Source organism: Fischerella sp. PCC 9605, from assembly GCF_000517105.1.
GTDB lineage: Bacteria > Cyanobacteriota > Cyanobacteriia > Cyanobacteriales > Nostocaceae > PCC9605.
Genome location: NZ_KI912149.1, coordinates 1665540 through 1680337, shown reverse-complemented (window position 1 = coordinate 1680337; position 14798 = coordinate 1665540). Strand labels below are relative to the sequence as shown.

The window sequence follows — 14798 nt, the reverse complement described above, 5'->3', positions numbered from 1 at the left end:
ACTGTGTTGTCAGGAGATGAACATCACTGAATAAACCTACTTGGTTTGGTTAACGCAGGTATCACAGCAACATCGATGTAGCAACTACATGCAAGCCACTAAAGAAAGTTGCACATGCAGCAGCTGGGCACCCCATAATCCAATGATGAAGTACATAACAGTCTTGTATTCGTCTTTAGAACTTTTGCGAAGTCATTAGTTAAAGGATGACTAACTAGGTGATTGAAAAGTTTCACCATCAACCTAATTGAGGATTACACACCATAATAATTACTACATTTAGCGACCAGTAAATACGTCTCTGATGCAGAATCGAAGAAACGATGCGCTAACTCGTCTGTAATTTCAAAGGCGAAACTACGCTTCAGTAATATTACCCAGAAATCAAATAGAAGCAATCAGGGTTATAGAAATTTAGCCTGTATTTTTTCATATCTTTATATAAAGTATTGTTACGTAAACGAATATTTACTGCTAAATTTTAAAATAAAGTTAAATAAATTACTATTGTTGTTAAGTTTTTTTGTCTTTCACCATCGACTGTGTTTATGCACTATAAGCTTTACCTAGTAAAGACTACAAACATTTTTATAATAGTTACTACTAATTTTAGATTATTAAGAAAATAAAAATATTAGTAATTTTATTTACTAATATACTGAGATAAGATGATGATGCAAGTTTCAAACATTTGCTTTTTATAAAGTAAAAAAAGCTATAAATACTACAGTATAAAACTGAAATTGGCAAATTTAATTACCACAGACAATCATAAAACTGTCCACCAAGATATACATAGTTTTTTATGTATTATCCTTAGATAAAAATTTGACAAGAGATATTTTAATAAAAATATTAATAATAAATTATTAACAATCTGCTTAAGCGAAATTACTTATACCAATTTGAAACAAGAATGCAACACATGGATTTACATAACCCATACTCATCCCCTGTCAAGGTGTGAGTCTTGGAAATGGATTTTTCTTGGTGTCTTAGTGTCTTGGTGAGTCCAGCCCCCGTCTTGGCTTCTGCCGAGATGGGGGACTGGCGAACCCGGAGGGTGGTGAAAAAAGAATGATTGAAACACTAAGACACTAAGACACTAAGAGGGAAATAGTCTTGTCTACTAAGATCATGGTTCGTTTTTTACCCACTTTGACAGGGCTACCCATACCCCCTAGAGAGTTTCTCAATCACGCCACGTGCTTTATGCCGGGAGACCCGTCCACCGCAGTGGCTCCAAAATCCAAAATCCAAAATGGTATAACCTGAATATCTTTTATTTTTATAGAAAATATAAAATCAGCATCTCGTACCTGATTGTCACCGGGAGCATCTTTCCCCGTTGGGTAACTAGTCTGGTTTCAGAACGAATTCAGTATATGTCGTCGTAGTCTGGGGCTTCAACTCTTCTTGTTTCTGTGCGAGGTGGTAAGAACTCAGTTCGACGTACGGGAGCTAAAGGCGGCACAGAACTGTTGTAGGGGTGGATAACTTGAACAGTCCGGGTAGGACGCTGTTTAGGAGAGAACAAAGCCAATACTCCAGCCACTACAATGCCACCGCCAATAGTGAGAGACATGCCCCCCACAGCCCAGACAACGGGCGAAGACCACCAGCGATTTTGTTCCTGTTGTTCGTGCTGCTGATGCTGCTGCAATTGTGCTGCATTTTGGCTTTGCTGAGCATTTAATTGCATCTGATAATTGTAAGCCTGTTGGAGTTGGGCTTGCTGTTGCTGGAATGCATTTTTAAGTTGCTCGTTTTCCTTCTTTAGCCCTTCATTTTCCATTTTCAGTCGTTCCATTGCCAGGCGCTCATCAGTGCTTGGGCTGGCTGGTGGTGGTGGTGGTGGCTGTTGCGGATAATATGGCAGTTGTGGTTGCATTACCTGGGGAGGCATGACAGTCGGCATTTGCGGCGCAACATTGACATTTGGTTGTTGTAAGGGATTCCCTGCCCCCTTCAGCAACAGAATAGCCGCTAGCCCAGCTACGGCAACCCCGCCAATAAATGCCATACTTTCACTCATCGCCCTTACCCCTATGCAGCGGCGCAACAATAATCATTTGCAACTGACACACTCTCACACTCATACATTTATAGCTTACAGAACCTTAAATCACACCATATTTCACAACAGCGGCAAAATTTATTTTTTACCGCTGCGTATCTGCATTATATATTCAAGACTATATTTGTTAAATTGTCTACCAAGGTTAGGTGAAAAAACTTGGATATTACACTTTTTTAACCTAGCTTGTACGAGGTAGCGATCGCCTGCTTGAGACTTTGACAAAACGAGGCTATCTCGTTTAATCCCTGCTGTGGCGTATCTGCGTTCAGCCGTTTTACAAAGGCACTGCCGACAATGGCTGCATCGGCTCCCCAGTCCCGCACTTGACGAGCTTGTTCTGGTTGGGAAATTCCAAAACCTACACCGATGGGTTTATCAGTAACACTACGAATTTGCTTGAGTAAATCTGACACTCGCGTTTCCATTTGCGATCGCATACCTGTGACGCCGGTAACGCTAACCAAATAGATAAATCCTTGAGAAGCACGAGCGATCGCTTCTATGCGTTCACTGGAACTGGTGGGAGCTATCAATAGAGTGACATCTATTCCCGCCTGCGCGGCTGGTTCAAGCAAATTTGCAGCTTCTTCTAAAGGTAAATCTGGGACAACCAAGCCAGCTACACCAGCAGCAGCAATTTGTTGGAGAAACTTTTCAATCCCCCGATTGAGAATGGGGTTGTAGTAGGTGAATAGGATAATTGGCGATCGCAAACTCGGAGTAGTTGCTTTCACCATTTCTAGCACTTGGTCTAGAGTCGTTCCCCGTTGCAAGGCGCGGGTAGCAGCAGCTTGGATTACTGGCCCATCCGCCAGCGGATCGGAGTAGGGAACACCCAACTCAATTATGTCAGCACCACTGCGATCCAGAATTCGCAAGGCTTCTGCTGTTGTTGCCATATCTGGATCGCCAGCGGTAATAAACGGAATTAAAGCGCACTCACGATTGCGTGCTAGGGTTTCAAAGCAATGGGAAATCGCAGTCATTAGTTATTGGTCATTAGTCATTGGTCAGTAATTGTTGTTTGTTGTTTGTTGTTTGTTGTTTGGAACAAGCAACTACCAACCAACAACTATCAATACACAACAGACAAATGACAATTTTACACCTGTGAACCCTTTTCTTGTTCGATCTCGGCTTGAATTTTTGCTAATTCTTCGGGGGAGAGTTCTTCTAGTCGTTTTTGGAAATAGGCTTCTTCGTATTGCTCGCGTTGTTGATGGTAGGTCATTTTATGGCTGACTGCACGAAAAATGTAGGTGAGCAACCAGCCAACTAACCCCCCGACTAGCAAGAGTTGACTCCAGATACCAGCTGACAAATTATCTAAGCCTGCTAGTTGCAGGAGTAAATACGCCAAGCCGCCTGCAATAAAAATTCCAAAGCCAATTCCAAGAGCATCAATGCGTCGCATGAGTACTATGACCTACCAATTTCGTTAAGCTTCAATTTGTCGCCGTCGGGGTCGAAGGTTAACAAACGGAGACAGAACCAACAAACCTGGAAAGAAGAAGAATACCAAAAAGTACATAAACGCGCGCTCTATGGAGCTAGCCACATACCAGCGTTTTTGCAGGTACAGTAGCACACCTACAGGTATAACCAAAAGATAAGCTCCAGCCAAAATCAGATATAGCAACGGTACTATAATTCCTTCTCCAATCATAGGTTCCCTCTTTAAGCGGAAATGACCAACGGGTGCTTCTGTTTTCCATCATAGTACCCCCTTACACCCCTCCCCTTTTTTGGGCAGTTCGATTTTCCAAAAAAAATTTTATGGTTACTAGTTGGCAAATGACAAAATTGATGCTGGAATAGATGAGGAGGTTTTTTTAAGACTAATCAAGCCTCTATAATCGAAGAGAGTGACTCCCAAAACTTGGGGGTGTGGCGGAATGGTAGACGCTACGGACTTAAGTAATTGAGCCTTGAAGAAGAAATTCCTCAAGTGAACGCTCTCAAATTCAGGGAAACCTAAATCTGGCAACAGACATGGCAATCCTGAGCCAAGCCAAACTTGTCACTTGTCATTTGTCCTTTGTGAGTCACAAAGCGCAAATGATAAATAACAAAGGACAAGTTTGGAAGGTGCAGAGACCCGACGGGAGCTACCCTAACGTGAAGTCGAGGGTAAAGGGAGAGTCCAATTCTCAAAGCCTAATGTAAGTAAATTGATTAGGCAGTAGCGAAAGCTGCAAGAGAATGAAAATCCGTTGACCGTAAAAGGTCGTGAGGGTTCAAGTCCCTCCACCCCCACTCAAGTTGACATTTGCAAAAAAACTTTTTTAGTTTACAGGGTGCGTGTATACGGGCCCTGTAAATTTATGTATGTAATTCTCTAGTAGAGACAGACGCTGAAATACTTGTGAAGAGGTGATTTTCCTTTCAGATCGCTTTATAGATGGCGATCGTCGTGAAGTAAATAACAGCGACAACACAAAGCACTGTAGACTACTGCCTAATGTTTGTCAGCTTCACAATCCACGATCGCCAACTCCAGTCCAAGTCATGATTGTGTGAAATTACGTATAAAAGTATAATTAATAACTTTTTTTTAGTGATGGAGCGCAAAAAAATAGACAATTTACTACTTTACTCATTCCGTATACCAGCCAATTTATCAATTTTATGTAAAGAAAATTTTGAGTTATTAAATACTAGATTGATACTCTTGTTTACCAAGGTTAAGCTGATAAAAATATAACTAAACTACTTTTTAGTCTTGAGAACTATAATGACCGCTCATAGTTTACAAAATACTCAGGTTAATCAGCATATTGTTAAAGAGAATGTAAAACGTCCAGATTTACAGGTTATACAAGATAAGATTTACAGTTTTTTGGTGGATAGTGTTCAACAATGCTTGCCAGAAGATGTTTTGCAAGAATTTAAGCTTTTGTTTCTAGATTGCTTAGATTCACCTTGTTCAGATTCCACACCTGGAATATATGAAATTTTTATTGATAATGAACAAGATTTTCATAATACTCTCAAGCGTTGTTGCTACATTTTAGTTAATAATTGGGAAAGCAATAGAAAGTATAAATATATTCAAGAGTTAGTAAAATTATTCGCTGATTATAAAGCCACTCGTAAGCAGACAACTTTTACCAAAATAGCTATTTTTCAAAATTGGATAGAAAATTTTATTAAAAGTGAAGACTTCAAAGAACTGAAGTTATTTGCATATAGAAATGAAGATAAAAGTAAAAGACATTGGGTTCATCGCTATACCTCTTATTTATTAGCAGCTCAATCTGTAGATCAAAATAATCCCAAAGAACAACAAGAGGCAGCTAGAAAAGCTTCCAAACAACTAAAAGATAAATTTAAGTTTGAACTGGCAATGTATATTGCTCGTTCTCAATCTACCGCTTCTAATAAAACACGTTACAAAAATCCTAGTGTTTTAGGGGATGATGTTTTACGTTTAATTAAAGCGATTGTCGTAAAAAAGGGTGTATTTAGCTATGAAAATATTGCTAATATATTTTTAAAGCAGACTCAAAATCAAACTTTTAAAGATTTCAAAGATAGCCTTGAGAAATATCTAATTTTTTCTGTACAGCAACCAACATTTGTAGAAACTTTGCAGCAACAGGTCTCAGAGAAGCTGTCAGCCTGGAAATCTGAATATGATGAAATAATTATCAGCAAGGATTTATTACTGAGAACTTGTAACCGAGTAATTGATTGTCTGACGACCGAGAATGGGCGGGAACCTTCGCCTTTATTTATTTTATTGCTTTCTCAGGGACATCCTTTAACATTAGTAATTGTACTGCTGAAAATTATTCTAATTTGTAAGAATTCCCGCAGTCATTTAGAAGCTCGTATTGCTAATTTAATTCGCTACTACGATAAATATCCAGAAGAAGAATGCCAGTGGTTCATTAATTTTATTGAAATTTTTAACATCACGCTGGCAATTTATGCTGAAAATGTTGAATACAATTTGGTTAAAATCGAAGCAGACCAGCAGACAAGTGAATTTCATTTTAATCCGGATGCTTATCGTGTGTTTTCTCAGCTGAAGTTAGGGCAATAGTCATTAGTCATTAGTCATTAGTCATTAGTCATTAGTCATTAGTCATTAGTCATTAGTAAATACATCTGCCCCTTGCCTTATTTAAAGAGACGCTCGTCTAGCCAAGCTAAGGTAGCACCGGCAGTTTCAGATAAAATACTTACAAGCCGATATATACCTGTTGCACTAATTATCACTGCCTCCGGAAAATGATTCTGCAATAGCGCGATCGCAGTTGCTTCAAACACACCCAACCCACCAGGCGCACCAGGAACCACCAACCCCAGTAACCAAGCGAAGCTAAAAGCGCCTAGCAATAAAGGTATTTGACTCAAATTTAAAGAACTCAAGGCATACAAAGTTAAAACAAACCCAATCCCGCGCAGTCCCAAAAAGCCTAGTTCTCCTAATAAAGGTTTGAGAGGATAGCTTTGCATACTCAAATCAACGGCTGAGGTAGTATTAGTATTAGACTTTTTTGCCTTCAAGCGGTATAGCAGGCGAATTAATGGGTTCAAAAACTGGGGATGAAGCACACAAAGTACTACAGCTAAACCCAGTATTTGTGCTATCTGCACAGTCAAGCTGGTATTAGTCTTCACAAACAGACTGCCAACTAAGACAATGATTAAAGCAGCTGCTGCCATGAGTAACGGTTCTAGCAAGACACTGAGGGTAGCTGCACCAGTGGAAACGTTGGCATTTTTTGCCGCCATAATTCGCCCATAGTAATGCCCAACGTTACCAGGCAAATACTTGGCAATATTTGTTTTTAAATAAACATAGATGAATTGGGAAGATGGTACAGGTTGCTTTAAATTTTTGAAAATCCAAATCCATACCCAGCCTGCCCAAGTATGTGCCAGTAAAGTTACACCTGTGGCGATCGCTATAATTGCCCATCCTGCTGCATCAATGCGAATGTCAGCAATTCCTTGCCAGTTATTCTTTAGGGCTGTGGCCAAAAAAAATAGCGTCCCACCCAAAATTAACCAGCGTAAAATTTTCTTGATCATTTTAAAAATTAGACTGTTCAGCTACCGTTTGATTGAATACCTCAAATCATATGGTAAATCAGCAGTATATCGTAAGCGTGTTGGGAAACAGAGTTAATCGATGTTTTGGTTAATGGTTGTTAGTAGAGGCGAAGTATTTGAACATGTATCTTTTTATAAAATCGAAAAATAATTTTGCAAATCCTATTCTTCGATAACCCCTGCGGCGTACGTCCGTACAATGGTTAGTAGTTAGTGGGTAAAGCAACTAACTACTAACTAATATCTACTAACTACCTCACTAACTATCAACCACTAATAATCAAACTAAGTAACAAGAGTAATTCTTTATTTTGAAGATAGACTTAAAATAGAGCATTTATTTTTTAGCGATCATCAATCATTTAAAATTTCTATATCCATCCTAAGTAAGATAATTAGAGCGCAAAAAAACTAATGATAATGTGACTTACGTTAGATGAAAGGTTTCCTTTTAATTGCGTACTCTTAGAAATCGATTGTTGCTCTAATAGCAAGTAAATCAAACAAGAAAATAAATTCACGGAGTTATATAACTACTCGGTGAGAAAGCTTGTTTGGTATTGAAAGGAGGAGATGGTGAACAGTTTAACTGCTTTTATAAAAAAACTGCGACTGCGCCAAATTTTAACCGTATTTTTGGCAGGACTATTGTTGATAATTAGCACTGCTTGTAGTAGTCCATATCCTAACGCAGCAAATCCAAATAACCCAGCTGTGCAAGCTGGCGGTGGAAATAATCCTTACAAGAATGGTGGGGACAAGTACACAAATTCAAAAATGTCCAAATCTGGACGTGACCAAGCTAGCCTACAACAGTTCAATTCACAACAGTTGTTTGCTGCGACCGATAAAGAATCTGAATTGCTTTATCCTGGTGCGGAAACTCCTGTAGGTCGAGCCTATAAAGAAGGAGAATTGCCAATTATTAAAGAGAAAGATTTCAAACCTGAATCTGGTAATTTGATTCAGAACGAACCAGACGTAGGAGAAAGAGTTAAAGAAAGAATTGAAACTGTGAAAGAAGCTGTTGAGGAAGCTTCAGGCTTTTTGAAAGAAAAGGCAGATGAAGCAGGTGCCAGACCTGAATTGCAACCTAATCCAGCTTTGGGCAGATAAAAGAAATTTCTTGCCTCAATCTTTCAGATTTGCATTCAATCCAAGATCTCAAATATCAAAATTTGGGATTGAGTATTGCCTAACGTTATAACTTGTCAAACAACTGCAAGGAGATGCATCATGAACACAGTAATTGCTTGGATCAAAAAAATTCGCTTAAAGCAAATTTTAACAGTTTTTGTGGCAGGAATCTTACTATTCTTTACACAAGCTTGCAATCGTCCTACGGTAGCAGGACAACCTCCACAGCCTTCCACGAGACCAAATGCGGAAGTGTATGTTCCCAAGGGAGATAATGTCACTAATCCTTATGAAGGCGGGATGAATAACTTTAGTGATGTAGACCCCAGATCTAGAGCAGCAGAAAGCCAAGCAAAAGCAAAAGCTGAGTACCTCAAGGAAAATGCTCAGCGGAACATTGAGCAAAAAGGCGTTGATAGCCCAGGGCAATATGTTGAAAATTATCGCCAAGGTACACCCTTTCCTGAAAGAGTGAAGAATCTTGGTGAAGATATCGGCAGTTCAGCTAAAGAGTTGACTGAAGGTGTAACCAAGGGAACTCAGCGAGGAATTGAAAATATCAAGGGAAATACTGAGGATACTGCTAGGAACGTCACAAAAGGCACGCAGCGGGCTGCTGAGGATACAAAAATCAATGCTCAGCGCACTGCTGAAGATGCAGCAAATGCAGTAAATAGAACATTCGACAGATAGGTTAGCTGAAGTAGTTCATAGTCAAGAGTCAAGAGTTAAAAGATGTTTTTACTTATGACTACAAGCTATCGGCTCTTGACTATTTTTTATTTTGTAAATACCAATTGTGTAGTGCTAGCCGCTGAATTTCACGCCAGGGAATATTATGCTTTCGAGCTATTTCTGCACAATCTTCGTATTCTGGCTGGACGTTATTTATAACTCTGTTGTTTGCTTGTCCAGTCCATGCAACTTTAACACTTACTACTCCATATTCGGTTTCTATTTGTTGAATTTCTCGCTGTAGAATAGCACGCTGCTGCTGAAAGCGTCGAATACCTAAAGTAGTGGTTTCGCGGAATAAAACAGTTTCACAACTAAGTAAATTTTTTGGATGACAAATCACAGTTAGCAAAATGCCTGGACGGGACTTTTTCATGCCTATGGATTGGGTAAAGACATCCACCGCACCAGCGGCAAATAATGTTTCAAATAGATAACCGATCGCTTGTGGACTTAGGTCATCTATTTGAGTTTCCAGTACCGATATAGTTTCTAAAGTTGGAATGCTTGCGGATGAGTTGTCTGTGAATTCACTAGGCGTTGCTTCACCCAGCCACAAGCGTAGGATGTTGGGAATCGGTAAATTCAGAGAACCTGCTCCCAGTCCTATTTGTATAATGCTCATGGGAGGTGGTGAACCAAAATCCTTAGCAAGAGTCGTAGCGATCGCAGCTCCTGTAGGTGTTACTAATTCTCGTTCAATGCCGTTACTATAAACTGGACAGCCGCGCATTTCCCATAACTTCAATACTGCTGGTACTGGTACGGCCATCTGGCCGTGGGCAGCCCGCACTGTTCCCCCACCAGTCGGAAATGCTGAACAATAAAGTTGGGGTAGTCCTTGTTCGTTACTCTCAAGACCTAACCAATCTAACCCCAAACAAGTGCCAACAATATCCACAATCGCATCAACTGCACCCACTTCATGAAAGTGAACTTTTTCTGGCGCAATGCCATGTACTGCCCCTTCCGCGATCGCTAACTGTCGGAATACTGCTAAACTCCAAGCTTCTGCCCTTGCAGGCAACTCAGCTTTGAGTATCATCTGTTCGATTTCTGGCAAATGGCGATGGTGATGAGTATGTTCATGGTTGTGATGATTGTGTAATAACTCTACATGTACTTTCGTTGCCTGCTGACTATTGCGCTGAACAAGTTCTGCCCATAATTTATACTCATGTTCAATTCCTAAGTTATTAAGTTTTTCTATTAAATACTCTAAGGGAACACCTAAACTTACCAATGCTCCCAAGCACATATCACCGGAAATACCCGTTGGACATTGAAGATAAGCAAGTTTAATCATAATATTTGTTAGTAGTTAGTAGTTGGTAGTTAGTAGTTGGTGGTTGGTAATTGGCAATTGGTCATTGGTCATTATTATTTTCTTTCCCATTACCCATTCCCTCTTCCCCACTAACCACTATCCACTATCTACTATCCACACCAAATCTATGGCAAAAATTTTCTCAGTCCATCCTGATAATCCCCAAATCCGCCGTATAGATGAAATACAAACGGCGCTCTCTAATGGCGCGGTTATGCTTTATCCAACTGATACAGTCTATGCGATTGGTTGTGATATAAATGCTAAGTCGGCGGTAGAACGAGTGCGTAAAATCAAGCAGCTAGCAAATGATAAACCACTGACATTTTTGTGTCCATCGCTTTCCAATGTGGCGACTTATGCTATTGTGAGCGATACTGCCTACCGGATTATGAAGCACCTGATTCCGGGCCCATACACTTTTTTGTTACCTGCTACTAAGTTAGTTCCGCGTCTAGTGCAAAATCCCAAACGAAAAACTACTGGGATTAGAGTTCCCAATCATCAGGTATGCTTGGCGTTGTTGACAGCATTAGGAAACCCAATTATTTCAACTTCGGCACATTTACCACCAGACGAGACAGGTAATGGAACCTTGGGAGTGGAACCAGAACCGATTTTGTCACGGGTAAATTTATTTGACCGTTTAGAAGACTTGGTAGATGTAATTGTAGACACTGGCGAAGAACCAAGCTATGAAGTTTCTACGATTTTGGACTTAACAGCGGAGGAACCAATCATGATACGGCAGGGTTTAGGTTGGGAAAGAGCAGCAGCATGGGTATAAAAAATTAACTTCACAAGCTCATTCTTGAGTTTCGGAAATTAGAGATAAAAAAACTCCACTTTTATAATTGTCATACTGACGAAGCGCAATGCATTTATAACTGGGATAGGGAAAAACCTTGGCATAGTAAGGCTTTTATTTGTTTTAAGTAGATAGTGAATATTCATGCGTCAGCCATTGTTAAGTTGCTTATAGAAAAACCGACACATTATCTTATCTGGAACTCGCAAAGATTTCTTACATTCTTAAATGTGAGCGGTGCTTGCGGCAACTCTTGAAAGATGAAAATCAAGAGATTGCCCTGGCATCTTTTGTTATGTCGTTACGGTGCAATACCACTCCCAAAAATATCATGAAAGCCAAGTTTGTCAATGTACCTTCCCCTACATCCGCTGTTGATCCCCATACCGATGCCTTAAGCAAATTTCTATGTAAAGAAATGCAACCACAGGTGAAAGCTGCACCTGGTTGCGTGCAAGCTGTAGCAACGCGCATCGCCAAAGAAGTAGAGCGGATTTGTGATAAGAGCCATCGCATCCAAAATTCCGGGCAAATCAAGTCCTGGCAAGTTTCCCTAGCGCGTCATCGCCTGCAAAAATGTTTGAGTTACTATCAACTTGGTTCTAAACAAGGGCGCGTAGAATTACATAGCAGCTTAGGTGCTATGGTTTATCGCCATGTTGCTGTATCAGGAATTGAGTTAGGATTTCAAGCTCGCTACAACTTAATTGAAGATTTTTTACAAGCATTTTATATCGAAGCTATTAAGGCTTTCCGGCGCGAAAATGAATTGCCAGAAGATTACACCCCGCGTACTCATTTGCAACTTGCAGAATACATGGCGTTTACAGAACAGTATGCGAAGCGCCGTATTAATTTACCTGGTGGTGCCAATCAGCAGTTGATTATACTGCGTGCTCAAGGTTTTGCTCGTCGTCTGCCCCAAGAAACCAGTGTAGACTTTGAAATGGCGGTGGAAAATGCTAAGACTGAAGAAGCCGAATCTTACCAGCGTCACTCAGCAGTACAGCAATTGCGATCGCAAATGATATCCCAACCAGGTTTCGATCCGGCTGAAGATAGTGAGCGCGATCGCGTAATCTCGGAACTGGTAAAATATTTTGAATCTCAAGGTCAACACGATTGTGTAGATTACCTGGCCTTAAAACTCCAAGACCTCTCAGCACCAGAAATTGACCAAATTCTCGGTTTAACCAGTCGCCAACGGGATTATCTCCAACAGCGTTTTAAGTACCATGTGGAAAAGTTTGCTCGTACCCACCACTGGCAATTGGTACATCAATGGTTGGGCGTAGGTATAGAACAAAAGTTGGGGTTGTCTTCCCAGCAGTGGGAACGCTTTTTAGGTCAGCTTTCCGAACAGCAACGGCAAATTTTACAACTCAAAGCTGCACAACAGACCGATCAAGCGATCGCCAAGGTTCTCAAATGCACTCCCAAGCAGTTACAAAAGCGTTGGACTCAACTATTGGAACTTGCATGGGCTATCCGTAATGGTAATACTGAAGTCCAAACAAGCTAAAGCCTATATTAGTTTCATCTTCCATAATCTCATATCAACTAATCTTCCTAGGCTTCATCCATTGACTGTAAATGCTGATTATTAATAGCTTACTTACTCAATATACAAGCCAATACTTTTTATCTTCCCTATCTTCCCCCGTTTGTGGGGGAAGATAGGGAAGAAGCCAAATCTAGTATTTCTCAAATTTTGCAGTCAAAAGTGGATTTTTATTTATTTAAAAAACCAGTTAATCTAATATAAATTAGCTATAGTCGGGAAAATAGAAAAGGGTAAAGGATGAAGGGCAAAATTATCACTGCTTGTGGCATAATTTAGTACATCCGCAAAATCTACCTGCTGAATTTCAGACGCAGAAAGGGCAAAAAATGATTCACCCCTACAATTGCCTAAATTGCATTACAATTTAAATTAATCGGGCAGTTAACAACAAACGTAAAGTCGAAAACAAAACAATTTAAGATCAAGATGTTTGACGGATTTTGGGATAATGTTTTTCGTTACTTCCGGTACTTTATTACTACCCTGTTAGGCGTGTTGTTAAACGCGTTTGCACCATTGGCACCGTTGCTGAAACGCCCAGTTACGTTGATTGCCCTCTTGGGCTTGTTCGTTGGCGGAATGGTCTTTATTACTCTGACCCTGCGGGCAATGCTGGGTTTGAGTACAATTTAGGGTTCAATCCATACACTAGGGTGTGCCCCCAAGCAACTGCCAACAACTAAGAAAAAATAGCAGAAAGTTTGAAGTCGCCCTCTAGAAATCTACGCACTTGCTGATTAAAAAACAAGTGCCGTGGTATAATCTTATCTTCCTAAACGCTTGAAGTTGAAGGAAGTCAAGATATATGTACTCCAGAACATAAAGATAGATAGTTTTAGAAGGAACAACCTTCTTCAGCACGGCTTAGGTGTTCTTAACGGACTGCGACAATCAAGAAAAGCTTTTTTGGGAAACCAAGCAACCCAGGTACACTAGATTTGGATACTGGGTAGTGGAGATAAGGGAAGAATATAACCTAGTCCCTAGCCCCCAGTCCCTAGTACCTCATCCCTCTCAGTCTCAACAACTCCACGGTTAAAAACCGTAACTGTCTTAAAGTAGTACAACCTCTGTAAGGAGGAATGATTTTTATGGCTACAAATCGCCGCGTTTCCCGCGTTGCTGAATTGATTAAACGGGAAGTTAGCCAAATGTTGCTCAATGGCATCAAGGATGACCGTGTAGGCACAGGAATGGTAAGCGTTACTGATGTTGATGTTTCTGGCGATTTGCAACACGCCAAAATTTATGTGTCAATTTATGGCACAGAAGAAGCCAAAGCAGAAACAATGGCAGGCTTAAAGTCAGCGACGGGTTATGTCCGTAGCGAACTAGGTGCGCGGGTGCGTCTACGTCGCACACCAGAGGTCGTATTTATTGAAGACCGTTCTATAGAACGCGGTAGTAAGGTGCTATCGCTACTGGATCGAATTAAGCAAGAGCGTAAGCCAGAGGATTTCCTAGAGGATGAGTACGACAGCAAAGAGGAAAATGGCTAATTTGCTAGATTCAGTAACTTAAACAACAATTTCCTCTCAGAAATTGGCCACTCATTTGACAGACGCGATGTGAGCGCGTCTGTTTAAATGTGCCTAATATCTTCTTGGTTGATATTTGATGGTAACCCTGTCAAGATGGGTAAAAACCAACCCAAATCTCAGCAAACAAGCCTATTTTCTTCTTTGTGTCTTTGTGTCTTATTTTTTAGACATTAATGCAAGGATGAATTTATTGAGAAATCATAAGAAAAACTTATGAGTCTAACAAAAATTAACAATCAATGGAAAACTAGTTTATATAACTTAATACTAAGTGAGAGACGGCTATGAAATTATCTATTTAGACACAAAATATCATGAATTATACTGTAAATAAAGATGAGATATACGACTCAAATCTGTAATTTTCAAACTCTCACTACTATTTATCTAGAGGTACATCTGCATTACCTAAAATTCCTCATCCTATATTGCTACAATCGTTTCTCCGAGAATATTTGTTTCACAACAGTGTTATACTTCAGCAAATGCTGAAAGTTTATTTAAGAAATTATTAACAAAGAAAGTTCTATAAGCTTGGGTAG

Annotated in this window: 14 protein-coding genes; 8 read left to right on the top strand and 6 right to left on the bottom strand. The window is 40.1% G+C overall.

Features of this window, described 5'->3' with window-relative positions; translation table 11 throughout:
• Positions 1–1378: 1378 nt before the first annotated feature.
• From FIS9605_RS0122280 to ndhL, 4 genes are all read right to left on the bottom strand, one after another.
• Positions 1379–2035 carry a heterocyst differentiation related protein gene (locus tag FIS9605_RS0122280; RefSeq protein ID WP_197036109.1) on the bottom strand — a complete coding sequence of 219 codons (657 nt, stop codon included), beginning with the start codon at positions 2033–2035 and terminating at the stop codon, positions 1379–1381.
• A 218-nt stretch (positions 2036–2253) separates the two neighbouring features.
• Positions 2254–3066 (bottom strand): tryptophan synthase subunit alpha, encoded by an 813-nt coding sequence (trpA, locus tag FIS9605_RS0122275; RefSeq protein WP_026734574.1) that lies wholly within the window; start codon positions 3064–3066, stop codon positions 2254–2256.
• Positions 3067–3182: 116 nt separating this feature from the next.
• Positions 3183–3494 (bottom strand): DUF3007 family protein, encoded by a 312-nt coding sequence (locus FIS9605_RS0122270; RefSeq protein WP_026734573.1) that lies wholly within the window; start codon positions 3492–3494, stop codon positions 3183–3185.
• Positions 3495–3518: 24 nt separating this feature from the next.
• Positions 3519–3731, bottom strand: coding sequence for an NAD(P)H-quinone oxidoreductase subunit L (gene ndhL / locus FIS9605_RS0122265; RefSeq protein ID WP_026734572.1), 213 nt, complete (start codon positions 3729–3731; stop codon positions 3519–3521).
• Between the two features lie 722 nt (positions 3732–4453).
• On the opposite strand from ndhL, the gene FIS9605_RS42940 reads away from it, so the two are divergent.
• Positions 4454–4600: a hypothetical protein gene (locus tag FIS9605_RS42940; protein WP_155960483.1), complete on the top strand. Its 147-nt coding sequence runs from the start codon at positions 4454–4456 to the stop codon at positions 4598–4600.
• 214 nt (positions 4601–4814) lie between these two features.
• Positions 4815–6128, top strand: a complete 1314-nt coding sequence (locus FIS9605_RS0122260; RefSeq protein ID WP_026734571.1) for a hypothetical protein — start codon at positions 4815–4817, stop codon at positions 6126–6128.
• Positions 6129–6205: 77 nt separating this feature from the next.
• On the opposite strand, the gene FIS9605_RS0122255 is transcribed toward FIS9605_RS0122260, so the two are convergent.
• Positions 6206–7123 carry a lysylphosphatidylglycerol synthase transmembrane domain-containing protein gene (locus FIS9605_RS0122255; protein ID WP_026734570.1) on the bottom strand — a complete coding sequence of 306 codons (918 nt, stop codon included), beginning with the start codon at positions 7121–7123 and terminating at the stop codon, positions 6206–6208.
• Between the two features lie 597 nt (positions 7124–7720).
• On the opposite strand from FIS9605_RS0122255, the gene FIS9605_RS0122250 reads away from it, so the two are divergent.
• Positions 7721–8260 (top strand): DUF6658 family protein, encoded by a 540-nt coding sequence (locus FIS9605_RS0122250; RefSeq protein WP_026734569.1) that lies wholly within the window; start codon positions 7721–7723, stop codon positions 8258–8260.
• Positions 8261–8380: 120 nt separating this feature from the next.
• Entirely contained in the window at positions 8381–8974 is a 594-nt protein-coding gene (locus tag FIS9605_RS0122245) for a DUF6658 family protein (protein ID WP_026734568.1), read from the top strand.
• 79 nt (positions 8975–9053) lie between these two features.
• Here the strand turns inward: FIS9605_RS0122245 and larC are convergent, their stop codons facing one another.
• Positions 9054–10322 (bottom strand): nickel pincer cofactor biosynthesis protein LarC, encoded by a 1269-nt coding sequence (larC, locus tag FIS9605_RS0122240; RefSeq protein ID WP_026734567.1) that lies wholly within the window; start codon positions 10320–10322, stop codon positions 9054–9056.
• A gap of 148 nt (positions 10323–10470) precedes the next feature.
• On the opposite strand from larC, the gene FIS9605_RS0122235 reads away from it, so the two are divergent.
• From FIS9605_RS0122235 to rbfA, 4 genes are all read left to right on the top strand, one after another.
• Complete coding sequence (locus tag FIS9605_RS0122235) at positions 10471–11130, top strand: L-threonylcarbamoyladenylate synthase (RefSeq protein ID WP_026734566.1); 660 nt, start codon at positions 10471–10473, stop codon at positions 11128–11130.
• Positions 11131–11482: 352 nt separating this feature from the next.
• Positions 11483–12673 (top strand): HetZ-related protein, encoded by a 1191-nt coding sequence (locus tag FIS9605_RS0122230; RefSeq protein ID WP_026734565.1) that lies wholly within the window; start codon positions 11483–11485, stop codon positions 12671–12673.
• A gap of 468 nt (positions 12674–13141) precedes the next feature.
• Positions 13142–13348 (top strand): DUF751 family protein, encoded by a 207-nt coding sequence (locus tag FIS9605_RS0122225; protein ID WP_026734564.1) that lies wholly within the window; start codon positions 13142–13144, stop codon positions 13346–13348.
• Positions 13349–13806: 458 nt separating this feature from the next.
• Complete coding sequence (gene rbfA / locus FIS9605_RS0122220) at positions 13807–14214, top strand: 30S ribosome-binding factor RbfA (RefSeq protein ID WP_026734563.1); 408 nt, start codon at positions 13807–13809, stop codon at positions 14212–14214.
• Positions 14215–14798 lie beyond the last annotated feature (584 nt).

Coding starts and splice junctions, on each gene's coding strand:
- larC (WP_026734567.1), bottom strand. CDS start 10,322: ATGATTAAACTTGCTTATCTTCAATGTCCAACGGGTATTTCCGGTGAT.
- FIS9605_RS0122260 (WP_026734571.1), top strand. CDS start 4,815: ATGACCGCTCATAGTTTACAAAATACTCAGGTTAATCAGCATATTGTT.
- FIS9605_RS0122245 (WP_026734568.1), top strand. CDS start 8,381: ATGAACACAGTAATTGCTTGGATCAAAAAAATTCGCTTAAAGCAAATT.
- FIS9605_RS0122280 (WP_197036109.1), bottom strand. CDS start 2,035: ATGAGTGAAAGTATGGCATTTATTGGCGGGGTTGCCGTAGCTGGGCTA.
- rbfA (WP_026734563.1), top strand. CDS start 13,807: ATGGCTACAAATCGCCGCGTTTCCCGCGTTGCTGAATTGATTAAACGG.
- FIS9605_RS0122255 (WP_026734570.1), bottom strand. CDS start 7,123: ATGATCAAGAAAATTTTACGCTGGTTAATTTTGGGTGGGACGCTATTT.
- trpA (WP_026734574.1), bottom strand. CDS start 3,066: ATGACTGCGATTTCCCATTGCTTTGAAACCCTAGCACGCAATCGTGAG.
- FIS9605_RS0122270 (WP_026734573.1), bottom strand. CDS start 3,494: ATGCGACGCATTGATGCTCTTGGAATTGGCTTTGGAATTTTTATTGCA.
- FIS9605_RS0122230 (WP_026734565.1), top strand. CDS start 11,483: ATGAAAGCCAAGTTTGTCAATGTACCTTCCCCTACATCCGCTGTTGAT.
- FIS9605_RS0122235 (WP_026734566.1), top strand. CDS start 10,471: ATGGCAAAAATTTTCTCAGTCCATCCTGATAATCCCCAAATCCGCCGT.
- FIS9605_RS0122225 (WP_026734564.1), top strand. CDS start 13,142: ATGTTTGACGGATTTTGGGATAATGTTTTTCGTTACTTCCGGTACTTT.